Source organism: Streptomyces sp. NPDC050164, assembly GCF_044459945.1.
Lineage (GTDB): Bacteria > Actinomycetota > Actinomycetes > Streptomycetales > Streptomycetaceae > Streptomyces > Streptomyces coeruleorubidus_A.
This window is the reverse complement of record NZ_JBITJK010000015.1, coordinates 71,987-84,384: the sequence shown is the minus strand read 5'-3', so window position 1 is coordinate 84,384 and position 12,398 is coordinate 71,987. Positions and strand designations below refer to the sequence as shown.

The following is a 12,398-nucleotide window of genomic DNA, read 5'->3' as shown; positions in this document are numbered from 1 at the left end:
CGAGGCAGGGGCACGACATGCTGAGGACTCCCACGGACGAGACGCGCCTGCGCATCCTGGCCTGGCTGAAGGAACCCGGCCCCGCCGCGGACGGTGTCACCGCGGACGCCGTCGCCGAGAGGTTCTCGATGCCCCGCCCGGTCGCCGTCACCCACCTCCGGCTGCTCCAGGCCACCGGCATGCTGCGCACCAGCCGGTCCGCGGGCCGCGTGCGCTACCACCGCGACGAGACGCGGATCGCCGAGGTCGCCCGGATGTTTGAAAAGGGCTGGTAGGCCACCCGGTACGACCCCGTACAGCGGAATCTCCCCCGACGGTGAAGGACACGCGCGCGATGGACCGTCCCACGGCACTCGTCCCACGCCACTACCTCGCGGTGGGCCACGGCCCCGAGGACGTGGTCGCCGACCCGCGCGGCCGCGTGCTGACCGGCCTGGCGGACGGCCGCATCCTGCGCGTGGACGGCGTGGGGGACCCGGTGACCGCACGTACCGAGGTGATCGCCGAGACCGGCGGCAGGCCGCTCGGACTCGAACTCCTCCCGGACGGCGACCTGCTGGTGTGCGACGCCGAACGCGGACTGCTGCGCGTCGACACCGGCGACGGCACGGTCCGTGTCCTCGCCGACGCGGTGGCGGGGGAGCGGTTGCGGTTCGCCAGCAACGTCGTGTCCCTCTCCGACGGCAGCGTGTACTTCACCGTCTCCAGCCGCCGCCACCCCCTGGACCACTGGATCGGCGACATCGTCGAACACACCGGGACGGGACGGCTGCTGCGCCTCGCCCCCGGCGCGGACACCCCCGAGGTGGTGCTGGACGGCCTCCAGTTCGCCAACGGGCTCGCCGCCGCAGCCGACGAGTCGTTCCTCGTCGTCGCCGAGACCGGCGCCCGCCGGCTCACCCGCTACCGGCTCACCGGACCCGAGGCCGGCCGGAGCGAGCCCTTCGCCGAGAACCTCCCGGGCATGCCCGACAACCTCTGGCGCGGTGCCCCGGACGGACCGGTCTGGGTCGCGCTGGCCGGGCCCCGCGTCCCCGCTCTCGACCTGTTCCACCGCAGCGCACCCGCGCTCCGCCGCGCCGCCGCCCGCGTGGCCGTACGCGCCCCCTTCCGCCCCACCGGCACCATCGCCGTCCTGGCCTTCGACGACGAGGGTCGCGTCGTCCACCACCTCGTCCGCCGCCACTCCGGCTACCGCATGGTCACCAGCGTCTGCGAAGCGGACGGGTACCTGGTCCTGGGCAGCCTCCGGGAGCCGGGCGTGGCGGTCTGCGAGCCGCCCGCCCCGAAGTGACGCCGGTTCGCCACCGGGGTTAACCTGAACCCCGGCCGCGACACCTCTCGCGGCGCGGCGGTGGGGCCCGCCGTACCCGAACCGCGGCACGGACGCCGCCAACGGTCCCTACTTGCGACGGCACGCGCCCGCACCCCCCCCCGGGCCCCGGCGAGTAGGAGACGTACGACCATGACGGCCCCCGAGGCGGAAAGCCTCCGCATCCAGCCCTCCGCCTCACACCCGCCCGCCTGGCGCGCCCAGGGACCGGCCGTCGCGGCGGTGGCGCTCGGCGGGGGAGCGGGGGCCGCCGCCCGCTACGCGGCGTCCCTGTGGTGGCCCGCGCAGGCGGGCGGCTTCCCCTGGACGACCTTCTGGGTCAACGTCGCCGGCTGTGCCGTGATCGGCGTGTTCATGGTGGTCATCACCGAGTTCCGGCCAGCCCACCGGCTGGTCCGCCCCTTCTTCGGCACCGGCGTCCTCGGGGGTTTCACGACCTTCTCGACCTACGCCGTCGACATCCAGAAGCTGGCCGACGGCGGCCATGTCCGCACCGGCCTGGCCTACCTCGCCGCGACCCCGCTCGCGGCGCTCACGGCGGTGTGGCTCGCGGCCTGGTCGACCCGCCGCATCCTGAAGCGGAGGCAGCCATGACACGGTTGACCGGCAGGGCCCTGCGCCTGACCGTCTTCGTCGGCGAGAACGACACCTGGCACCACAGGCCCCTCTACTCGGAGATCGTCCACCGGGCCCACGCGGCGGGCCTCGCGGGCGCCAGCGTCTTCCGGGGCGTGGAGGGTTTCGGCGCCTCCTCGCTGATCCACACCTCGCGGCTGCTGTCCCTGAGCGAGGACCTGCCGGTCGCCGTCGTGATCGTCGACACCGAGCCACGTGTCCGGGCCTTCCTGCCCCAGCTCGACGAACTCGTCACCGAGGGCCTGGTGACCCTCGACGACTGCGAGGTCATCCTCCCCCAGTCTCGGCTTCGCTCGACCGGGGGCGCCCCCACCACCGGCCGGGAGGACACACCGGGCGAAACGGACGCGAAGGGTAAGAGGTCGTTGTGAACTGGCTGCTTGTCGTCGGGGGCGCGATGGTCGGCGCGCCGCTGCGCTACCTCACCGACCGCGCGGTGCAGTCCCGGCACGACTCCGTCTTCCCCTGGGGCACCTTCGCGGTGAACCTCGCCGGCTGCCTGATCCTCGGCCTGCTCACCGGCGCCGCGGCCGCCGGCGCCGCGAGCTCCCACCTCCAGCTTCTGCTCGGCACCGGCCTGTGCGGGGCCCTGACGACGTATTCCACGTTCTCCTACGAGACGTTGCGGCTGGTGGAGACGGGGGCCCGCGGCTACGCCGTCCTCAATGTGGCGGCGAGCCTGGCGGCCGGACTCGCGGCGGCGTTCGCGGGGGTCGCGCTCGCCGGAGGGTGAGACCGGCTCTCGCCCGGGTGTAGTAGGACTGGCCCTCTCCGGTCCCGCCTCTCCCTTCACAGAACTGGATCCCATGAGCGTCATCAGTGTCGGTCAGGCCGTCGTCCTCGGAGCCGTCGAGGGGGTGACCGAGTTCCTGCCCGTCTCCTCCACCGGCCATCTGAAGATCGTCGAAGGGCTCATGGGCATCCCCGTCGGCGACGACGCCGTGATCGGGTTCTCGGCCGTCATCCAGGTCGGCGCGATCGCCGCGGTGCTCGTGTACTTCTTCAAGGACATCGTGCGGATCGTCTCCGCCTGGGGGCGAGGCCTGTTCGACCGTGAGGAGCGCTACCACCACGACTACAAGTTCGCCTGGTGGGTCATCTGTGCGACCGTACCGATCGTCGCCGTCGGACTCGCCGCCAAGCCGCTCATCGAGGGTCCGCTCGCCTCGCTGTGGGTGGTGGCCGGCTCGCTGGTCGTCGGCAGCGGGGTGATGTGGGCGGCGGACCAGATGGGCCGGCACAAGCGCGGCGAGGACGACACCTCGTTCAAGGACGCCATGCTCGTCGGCAGCTCCCAGATCCTCGCCCTGCTCTTCCCCGGCTTCTCCCGCTCCGGCGCCACCATGTCCACGGCGCTGATCCTCGACCTGGACCGCGTCGCAGCCACCCGGCTCTCCTTCTTCCTCGGCATCCCCGCCCTGACCGGCGCAGGCCTCTACGAACTCAAGGACGCCCTGGGCACCGGCGTGGGCGCGGCCCCGCTCGCCGTCGGCACGATCGTGTCCTTCGTGGTCGCCTACGGCTCCATCGCCTGGCTGCTGAAGTTCGTCGCCAAGCACTCCTTCAACGCCTTCGTGATCTACCGGATCATCGTGGGTGGGCTGCTGTTCGGCCTGCTCGGAGCGGGTGTGCTGCACAGCTGACCGGTTGCGGGGGACCGGGGGCCGAGACCGTGAACGCGGGCTTGCGGCACCCTGAACGTTTCCTTTCGGGCCCTTGACAGGTGCCTCACTTGCCCCGGAGGATCACCCCCGTGAACCTGTCAGACAGCCGGACAGCCGGACAGCCCGTACGTCGCGTCAGCGCCATGGAAGCGGTGCTGGCGCATCTGCGTGACGCCATCGAGCGCGGCGACTACGCGATCGGCGACAAGCTCCCCTCCGAGGCGGAGCTGTGCCGCGCCCTGGAGGTCTCCAGGCCCGTGCTGCGCGAGGCGCTGCGGGCGCTGCAGACCATGGGCCTGACCGTGTCCCGGACCGGCAAGGGCACCTTCGTCGTCGCCAGCACCGTCGAGGACCCGACCTTCGGCGACTACTCGGCCAGCGACCTGCTGGAGGTGCGCCGCCACGTCGAGATCCCGGTCGCCGGGTACGCGGCCCGCCGCCGCACCCCGGAGAACCTGGACCACCTGGCCCACCTCCTGGACCGGATGGAGCGGGAGACGGACACCACCGCCTGGGTCGCGATGGACACGCTGTTCCACCTCGCCGTGGCCGAGGCCGCCCAGAACCCGGTCTTCCGCCGGGTCATCGAGGAGATCCGGGACGCGCTGGCCCGCCAGTCCGCCTTCCTCAACGAGCTGGGCGGCCGCCGCGAGCAGTCCAACCGCGAGCACCGGGCGATCGTCGAGGCGCTGACCGACGGCTGCGAGAACGACGCCGTGGAGGCCATGGCCCACCACCTCGACCGCGTCGAGACGACCCTCACCGACATCGTGCGCCCCGCGCGCACGGACACCCCCACGGAAGGCGGACCCGAGGCGTGAGCGAGCAGTCCCTGCACGAAGGCGTGCAGAAACGTTCCGGCCATGTCGATGCCGGAGACGCGGGCTACAGCAAGTCCCTGAAGTCCCGGCACGTCAACATGATCGCCATCGGCGGCGCCATCGGCACCGGCCTCTTCCTCGGCGCCGGTGGCCGCCTCGCCGACGCCGGCCCTTCCCTCTTCATCGCCTACGCGGTCTGCGGCCTCTTCGCCTTCCTCGTCGTGCGCGCCCTCGGCGAGCTCGTGCTGTACCGGCCCTCCTCGGGCGCCTTCGTGTCGTACGCCCGCGAGTTCATGGGGGAGAAGGGCGCCTACACCGCGGGCTGGATGTACTTCCTCAACTGGGCGACCACCGGCATCGCCGACATCACCGCCGTGGCCACCTACACCCACTACTGGGGCATGTTCTCCGACATCCCGCAGTGGGTGATCGCGCTCATCGCGCTGGCGGTCGTGCTCACCGTGAACCTGATCTCGGTGAAGATCTTCGGCGAGCTGGAGTTCTGGTTCGCGATCATCAAGGTCGGCGCGCTCGTCGTCTTCATGTGCATAGGCATCTTCCTGCTGGTCACCCAACACCCCGTCGACGGCCACCACCCCGGCCCGTCCCTGATCAGCGACAGCGGCGGCGTCTTCCCGCACGGCCTGCTGCCCATGCTGCTGATCATCCAGGGCGTCGTCTTCGCCTACGCCTCCGTCGAGCTCGTCGGCGTCGCGGCAGGTGAGACCGAGAACCCCGAGAAGATCATGCCGAAGGCGATCAACTCGATCATGTGGCGCGTGGGCCTGTTCTACGTCGGCTCGGTCGTCCTGCTGTCGATGCTGCTGCCGTGGAACAAGTACACGGCGGGGGAGAGCCCCTTCGTCACGGTGCTGTCCAACATCGGCGTCCCCGCCGCAGGCGGCGTGATGAACCTCGTCGTCCTCACCGCCGCGATGTCCTCCCTCAACTCCGGCTTGTACTCCACCGGCCGCATCCTGCGCTCCATGGCCATGGCCGGATCCGCGCCCAGGTTCACCTCCGTGATGAGCCGCAGCCAGGTCCCCTACGGCGGCATCCTGCTCACCAGCGGCATCTGCGTCCTGGGCGTCGGCCTCAACTTCGTCGTGCCCGCCGAGGCGTTCGAGATCGTGCTGAACTTCGCCGCGATCGGCATCCTCGCCACCTGGGGCATGATCATGGTCTGTCACCTCCTCTTCTGGCAGAAGACCCAGAAGGGCGAGCTGACCCGCCCGGGCTACCGGCTGCCGGGTTCCCCCTGGACCGAGATAGTGACTCTGGCGTTCCTCGCCTCCGTCCTGGTCCTCATGTACGCCGACGGCGGCGCGGGACGCACCACCGTGCTGTGCCTGCCGCTGATCGTCGGGGCACTGGTCGCCGGATGGTTCGCCGTCCGCGGCAGTGTCGCGCGCAAGTCCACGACCGGAGCCGACGCGTGAAACACGCGCCGCTCCACGAGAAGCAGGCAGTGATGTACAGCAGTTCCCTCGCGGACGCACCCCTGGTCCGTGAACCCGTCCACGCCCCCGTCGCCCACCTCATACGCGGCGGAATCGTCGAAGGCATCCACTACGGCTCCGTCGTCGTCCTCGGCGCCGACGGAGAGGTCCAGCTCCAGATCGGAGACATCGAGGCCGCCTTCTACCCCCGCTCCGCGCTCAAGCCCGTCCAGGCCGTGGCCATGGCACGGGCCGGGCTCCCGCTCGACGGCGAGCTGCTGTCGCTGACCGCGGCCAGCCACTCCGGCGAGGAACGCCACCTCGCCGGTGCCCGGCGCATCCTCGAACTCGCCGGGCTCACCGAGGTCCACCTGCGCAACGTCCCGGACCTGCCGTTCGACCCGGTCGTCCGGGACGGCTGGGTGCGCGAGGGCCGGCTGCCCTCCCGGCTCGCGCAGAACTGCTCCGGCAAGCACGCGGCCATGCTCTACACCTGCACGCTCAACGGCTGGTCGCTGGAGGACTACCTCGACCCGGGCCACCCGCTCCAGCAGGCCATCGCCGAGATCGTCGAAGACCTCACCGGGCAGCGCATCGCCCGGGTCACCGTCGACGGCTGCGGCGCGCCCCTGTTCTCCATCTCCCTGCACGGCCTCGCCCGGGCCACCGCCCGGATCGCCACCGCCGCGCCGGGGACGCCCGAGGCCCGCGTCGCCGACGCGATGCGCGAGCACGCCGAGATGGCCTCCGGCTCCGGCCGGGACGTCGCCGCGCTGATGCGGGCCGTGCCCGGGCTGCTCACCAAAGACGGTTTCGAGGGCGTGCAGGTCGCTGCGCTGGCCGATGGCCGGGCCGTTGCGGTGAAGGTCGCCGACGGTGCGAATCGGGCGCGTGTGCCGGTTGCCGCGGCGGCGCTTGCCCGTGTGGGCGTCGACCCGGAACTGCTCACCGAGTTCGCAGGTGAGCCGCTGCTCGGGGGTGGGGAGCCGGTGGGGTGTGTGCGGCCGGTGCGTGCGCTGGATGCTCTTCCGGTGACGGCTGACATGTAGCGCTACGCCGGATCCCGATGGGGGCTGCGGGTTGTCGCCCGGCTGACGGCCGTCTGTGGTTGATCGCGCAGTTCCCCGCGCCCCTTAAGGCATTAACCCTCACCCCCTCAGAAGAAGAGGACCCGCACCCTCATGACCGCCGCCACCCGCTTCGAACACGACCTGCTCGGCGACCGTGACGTTCCCGCCGAGGCCTACTGGGGTGTGCACACCCTGCGGGCCACGGAGAACTTCCCCATCACGGGCACGCCCATCTCCGCCTACCCGCACCTGATCGACGCCCTGGCCGCCGTCAAGGAGGCCGCCGCCCTCGCCAACGAGGAACTCGGCCTGCTGGAGGCGAAGAAGGCCGCCGCCATCGTCGCCGCCTGCCGGGAGATCCGCGCCGGCAAGCTGCACGACCAGTTCGTCGTCGACGTCGTCCAGGGCGGCGCGGGCACGTCCACCAACATGAACGCCAACGAGGTCGTGGCGAACAGGGCGCTGGAACTGCTGGGTCACGCCAAGGGCGAGTACCGGTACCTGCACCCGAACGAGGACGTCAACCTCGGCCAGTCCACCAACGACGTCTACCCGACCGCCGTCAAGATCGCGACGGTGTTCGCGGTACGCGGCTTGCTCGACGCGATGGCCGTCCTGCAGGACGCCTTCGCCCGCAAGGCCGTCGAGTTCCGCGACGTGCTCAAGATGGGCCGTACACAGTTGCAGGACGCGGTGCCGATGACGCTCGGTCAGGAATTCTCCGCGTACGCCGTCATGATTGACGAGGACCGGTCCCGTCTTGCCGAGGCCGTCGAGCTGATCCATGAGATCAACCTCGGCGCCACGGCGATCGGCACCGGCCTCAACGCCCCCGCCGGATACGCCGAGTCGGCCCGCCGCCACCTCGCGGCCATCACGGGCCTGCCCCTGGTGACGGCGGCCAACCTGGTCGAGGCGACCCAGGACTGCGGCGCCTTCGTCCAGATGTCCGGCGTGCTCAAGCGCATCGCGGTCAAGCTCTCCAAGAGCTGCAACGACCTGCGGCTGCTGTCCTCCGGCCCGCGCGCCGGGCTCGGCGAGATCAACCTGCCGCCGGTGCAGGCCGGTTCGTCCATCATGCCCGGCAAGGTCAACCCGGTGATCCCCGAGGTCGTCAACCAGGTCGCCTTCGAGGTGATCGGCAACGACGTCACCATCACCATGGCAGCCGAGGCCGGACAGCTCCAGCTCAACGCCTTCGAGCCGATCATCCTGCACTCCCTGTCGGAGAGCATCACGCACCTTCGCGCGGCCTGCCTCACCCTCGCGGCACGCTGCGTGGACGGCATCACCGCCAACACCGAGGCGCTGCGCGCGAGTGTGGAGAACTCCATCGGCCTCGTCACCGCCCTCAACCCGCACATCGGCTACACGGCCGCCACCGACATCGCCAAGGAAGCCCTCGCCACCGGTCGGGGCGTGGCGGAACTCGTCCTGGAGAAGGGCCTGCTGCCCGCCGAGACGCTCGCCGGCCTGCTGCGCCCGGAGGTCCTGGCAGGCAGCGACCCGGCTCCGGCGGCCTGACGTACGCGAGCGCACCGGGACCGGCACGGAGGGACAATCGAGATCATGACGTCGTCAACCACCTTCCAGCCGGTCCTGGAGCGCATCGCCGAGGAGATCGAACGGACTCCAGGCCGTGGCCGGCCCGCCGACTACATCCCGGCGCTCGCCGCCCGCGACCCGCGCAGCTTCGGCATGGCCGTCGCCGAGCCGGACGGCACGGTGTACGGCGTGGGGGAGTGGCGGCGGCCGTTCTCCGCCCAGTCCCTCACCAAGGTCTTCACCCTCGCCCTCGTCCTGGCCCGCGAGGGCGACGCCCTGTGGGAACACGTGGGCCGCGAGCCCTCCGGCAACCCCTTCAACTCCCTGGTCCAGCTGGAGTACGAGAACGGCATCCCGCGCAACCCGTTCATCAACGCGGGCGCCCTCGTCGTCACCGACCGGCTGCACACCCGTACCGGTGACGCGTCGGGCGAACTGCTGGCGTTCCTGCGGGCGGAGAGCGGCAACACGGACCTGAACTTCGACAAGGAGGTCGCCGCGTCCGAGTCCGCCCACGGCGACCGCAACGCCGCGCTCGGGCACTTCATGGCGTCCTACGGCAACATCGACAACCCCGTGCCGGTCCTGCTCGACCAGTACTTCCGGCAGTGCTCGATCGCGGCGTCCTGCGCCGACCTCGCCCTCGCCACCACCTTCCTCGCCCGGCACGGCATACGTGCCGACGGCACCCGGCTGCTCACCCGCAGCCAGGCCAAACAGATCAACGCGATCATGCTGACCTGCGGGACGTACGACGCGGCGGGCGACTTCGCCTACCGCGTGGGCCTGCCCGGCAAGAGCGGCGTCGGCGGCGGCATCATCGCGGTCGTCCCGGGCCGCTGCACGCTGTGCGTGTGGAGCCCGGGTCTGGACGAACGGGGCAACTCGGTGGCGGGCGTGGCGGCCCTGGACAGATTCACGACGCTGACCGGACTGTCGGTGTTCTGACAGAACCTCCCGGCCCTCACCTGATCACCGGCCGGTCACCCTCCCGCTTCCCTCCAGAGGGCTCCACGTCGCCGTGAAGCCACCCCGCGTTGACACGCTGCCCGAGTGTTGGCCATGGCTTTCCCCGTCGATCTCCGCCGCTGCCAGATACTCGGTCTGGCCGGTACCGCCTTCCTCGCGGCAGGCGGTGAGACGGCCGGAGCCCTGCCCGTAAGGGACCTCCTCCACCCGGCCTCCGCACGCGCCGCCCTCGGCCTGGTGGGGGTGTACTTCGGACTCGTCCTGCTCATCGCGGCCTGGGCGCTGCTGGGCCGCCTGGTCCGAGGACCCAGACCGCCCGCTCCCCGCGCCCTGCTGCTCGTCCTCGCCGTGTGGGCAGCCCCGCTGCTGCTCGCCCCGCCGCTGTTCAGCCGGGACGTGTACAGCTACCTCGCCCAGGGGGCGATGGTCGACGCGCACATGGACGTGTACGCGCACGGGCCGTCCCACCTCGGCGGCCCGCTCGCCGGCGAGGTCGCCCCGCTCTGGCGGCACACCGGCGCCCCCTACGGCCCGGTGTTCCTCGCTGTCGCGGCGGGCCTGTCGGCGCTGACGCGCGGTGACGTGCCCGCCGGGCTGGTCGGGATGCGGCTCGTCGCGCTCGCCGGCGTGGCCCTGATGGCGGCCGCACTACCCCGTCTGGCCCGCCACAGCGGCGCCGACCCGTCCGCCGCGCTGTGGCTCGGCGCCCTCAACCCGCTCGTCCTGCTGCACCTGGTCGCGGGCGCCCACAACGACGCCGTCATGCTGGGCCTGCTCGGCGCCGGCCTGGTCGCGGCGCTCGGCCGGTGGCCGTTGCTCGGCGCCGTCCTCGTCACGCTCGCCGCGCTGGTCAAGGCACCCGCCGTGCTCGGGCTGGCCGCCGTCGTCGTCCTCCAGATCCGCGCGGGCCGAGGGACGGCGAAGGCTCTCGTGACGACCGCCGTCGCCGCCGCGGGGACGACTGTCGCGGCCACGGCCGCGGCCGGCACCGGATACGGCTGGATCGGCGCCCTGAACACCCCCGTCTCGCCCCAGAACTGGGCCCTGACCACCCTGCTCGGCCGCGCCACCCGGGCCCTGCTGGAACACCTCGGCAGCGATCTCGCGCCCCTGGCGATCCCCGCCTGGCACGCGCTGGGCGTCGTGGCGGCCGGGGTCGCGATCGTCCTGATCTGGGTCCGGCTGCGCCCGCGACCGGTGTACGCGCTGGGCCTGAGCCTGGCGGCGGTGGCCGCGCTCGGCCCGGCGATCCGCCCCTGGTACGCCCTGTGGGGCCTGTTCCTCATCGCCGCCGCCGCTCCCAGCGCCTCCGTACGCCACCGCATGGCGGCCGTGACCGGCGTGCTCGCGCTGTGCGTCCTGCCCAGCGGCGCCCCGGCCGACACCGGGCAACTCCTGCTGGCCGTCTCCGGCGGCGCACTCGCGGTCGTCGTGCTGTGGCAGGCCCACCAGGCCGAGCTGGCCCCGGCACTGGGACGCACGGCATGACCCCGGCCCCGCCGCGCACCGACCGCGGACGACTGCTGCTCGTACTCGCCCTCGCCACGCTGGTGACGGTCTTCACCGCGACCGTGCCCCTGCTGCGCGACTGGTTCGACCTGCGCGTCTACTACGGAAGCATCGACAGCTGGGTCCACCACGGCGGCCGGATCTACGACTACCGGGTCCCCGGCACGACGTACGGCTTCACCTACCCGCCGTTCGCCGCCGTCGTCATGGTGCCGATGGCCCTGCTGGACCTCCACACCGCGATCGCCGCCGCCCTGCTGCTCAACCTGGCGGCCCTGGCCCTGGTCCTGCGGCTGCTCGCGGGACCGCAATGGCGGCGCCACGGCTGGTACGGCTGGGCGCTGACCGCCTGTGTCCTCGCGCTGTTCGAACCGCTCCGCGACACCTTCAGCTTCGGCCAGGTGAACCTGCTGCTGCTGGCTCTCGTGCTCACCGACGCGGCGCTGCTCGCCACTGGACGCACCCGCTGGGCGGGCATCGGCATCGGGCTGGCGGCCGCGATCAAGCTCACGCCGGCGTTGTTCATCGGTCTGCTGCTGGTGGCCCGGCGGTGGCGCGCGGCGGCGGTCGCCACGGTCGTCGCCCTCGGCGCCACGGCCCTCGCGGCATCGGCGGACCCCGACGCCTCACGCTTCTACTGGACCGAGGCGCTGTGGGACACCAACCGGGTGGGCCGCCTCGGCTACGTCTCGAACCAGTCCTTGCAGGGCATCCTGGCCCGGCTGGGCGAACCGGACCGGGCGGTGTGGGCGGCGGCGGTTGTGCTGGTCCTCGGCGTGTGGGCGCTGCGGGCCCGCCGGGCGGTCGCCGCGGGGGACTGGACGACGGCGTTCGCTCTGACCGGCCTCGCCGCCTGTCTCGTCAGCCCGATCACCTGGGTGCACCATCTCGTGTGGCTGCTGCCGTCCTTGGCCGTGCTGATCCGCAACGGGCACCCCCGGATCGCGGGCGCCCTGTACGCGGTGCTGTGCACCAGCGTGGTGTGGCTGTGGTTCGACGACGCGTCCGGCGTCGACGGGTTCCTGGGCAGCAACACCTACGCCTGGATCACCCTGGGCCTGCTGCTGTGGCTGCCGGTCGGTCAGCAGTCCCCGGACCGGCGGACCGGCAGCCGCAGCACCAGCACCACGACCGCCGCACCCAGCCCGGCGGCACCCGCGATCAGCCCCGCTTCCGTCCAGTCGGAGTCGGCCTCCTCCGGCACGGCGGCCGCGACGGCGGGCGGAGTCGGTGCCGCCGGTCGCGCGGCAGCCCTCGACAGTTCGAGCGAACCCACCGGATCGACCCGGCTGCCCGCCTTGAACCCCCAGTCGAGCAGCGAGCGGGCCTCCTCGTACACCGCGGACCCGCCGCCCTCCTGAGGGTTCATCACCGTCACGACGAGGGTGCGCCCGTCCCGCCGCGCCGCCGCG

13 protein-coding genes are annotated in these 12,398 nt (G+C 72.0%); all 13 read left to right on the top strand.

Features of this window, described 5'->3' with window-relative positions; genetic code table 11:
- The first annotated feature begins 17 nt into the window (after positions 1 to 17).
- The 13 genes from ACIBNA_RS21240 (at position 18) to ACIBNA_RS21180 (ending at position 12,347) form a co-directional block, all read left to right on the top strand.
- Positions 18 to 275: an ArsR/SmtB family transcription factor gene (locus ACIBNA_RS21240; RefSeq protein WP_399166714.1), complete on the top strand. Its 258-nt coding sequence runs from the start codon at positions 18 to 20 to the stop codon at positions 273 to 275.
- A 59-nt stretch (positions 276 to 334) separates the two neighbouring features.
- Positions 335 to 1,294 (top strand): SMP-30/gluconolactonase/LRE family protein, encoded by a 960-nt coding sequence (locus ACIBNA_RS21235; protein ID WP_399166713.1) that lies wholly within the window; start codon positions 335 to 337, stop codon positions 1,292 to 1,294.
- 171 nt (positions 1,295 to 1,465) lie between these two features.
- Positions 1,466 to 1,927 (top strand): fluoride efflux transporter CrcB, encoded by a 462-nt coding sequence (crcB, locus tag ACIBNA_RS21230; protein WP_399166712.1) that lies wholly within the window; start codon positions 1,466 to 1,468, stop codon positions 1,925 to 1,927.
- The gene (locus tag ACIBNA_RS21225; protein WP_399166711.1) at positions 1,924 to 2,340 is read left to right on the top strand and encodes a DUF190 domain-containing protein; all 417 of its coding nucleotides are present in this window, start codon (positions 1,924 to 1,926) and stop codon (positions 2,338 to 2,340) included. The genes crcB (ACIBNA_RS21230) and ACIBNA_RS21225 overlap by 4 nt, the downstream gene beginning before the upstream one ends.
- On the top strand, positions 2,337 to 2,702 hold the full coding sequence (gene crcB, locus ACIBNA_RS21220) for a fluoride efflux transporter CrcB (RefSeq protein ID WP_399166710.1): 366 nt from the start codon (positions 2,337 to 2,339) through the stop codon (positions 2,700 to 2,702). The genes ACIBNA_RS21225 and crcB (ACIBNA_RS21220) overlap by 4 nt, the downstream gene beginning before the upstream one ends.
- A 73-nt stretch (positions 2,703 to 2,775) precedes the next feature.
- A complete protein-coding gene (locus ACIBNA_RS21215) occupies positions 2,776 to 3,612 on the top strand; it encodes an undecaprenyl-diphosphate phosphatase (RefSeq protein ID WP_399166709.1) in 837 nt (278 codons plus the stop codon).
- Between the two features lie 164 nt (positions 3,613 to 3,776).
- Positions 3,777 to 4,454: a FadR/GntR family transcriptional regulator gene (locus tag ACIBNA_RS21210; protein ID WP_399166787.1), complete on the top strand. Its 678-nt coding sequence runs from the start codon at positions 3,777 to 3,779 to the stop codon at positions 4,452 to 4,454.
- Positions 4,451 to 5,893, top strand: a complete 1,443-nt coding sequence (locus ACIBNA_RS21205; protein WP_399166708.1) for an amino acid permease — start codon at positions 4,451 to 4,453, stop codon at positions 5,891 to 5,893. Before ACIBNA_RS21210 ends, ACIBNA_RS21205 begins: the two co-directional genes overlap by 4 nt.
- A gap of 32 nt (positions 5,894 to 5,925) precedes the next feature.
- Positions 5,926 to 6,942, top strand: coding sequence for an asparaginase (locus ACIBNA_RS21200; RefSeq protein ID WP_399166707.1), 1,017 nt, complete (start codon positions 5,926 to 5,928; stop codon positions 6,940 to 6,942).
- Positions 6,943 to 7,074: 132 nt separating this feature from the next.
- A complete protein-coding gene (gene aspA, locus ACIBNA_RS21195) occupies positions 7,075 to 8,487 on the top strand; it encodes an aspartate ammonia-lyase (protein ID WP_399166706.1) in 1,413 nt (470 codons plus the stop codon).
- 45 nt (positions 8,488 to 8,532) lie between these two features.
- On the top strand, positions 8,533 to 9,456 hold the full coding sequence (locus ACIBNA_RS21190) for a glutaminase (protein ID WP_399166705.1): 924 nt from the start codon (positions 8,533 to 8,535) through the stop codon (positions 9,454 to 9,456).
- 114 nt (positions 9,457 to 9,570) lie between these two features.
- Entirely contained in the window at positions 9,571 to 10,965 is a 1,395-nt protein-coding gene (mptB, locus tag ACIBNA_RS21185; protein ID WP_399166704.1) for a polyprenol phosphomannose-dependent alpha 1,6 mannosyltransferase MptB, read from the top strand.
- Positions 10,962 to 12,347: a glycosyltransferase 87 family protein gene (locus tag ACIBNA_RS21180; protein WP_399166703.1), complete on the top strand. Its 1,386-nt coding sequence runs from the start codon at positions 10,962 to 10,964 to the stop codon at positions 12,345 to 12,347. The genes mptB and ACIBNA_RS21180 overlap by 4 nt, the downstream gene beginning before the upstream one ends.
- Positions 12,348 to 12,398: the final 51 nt, after the last annotated feature.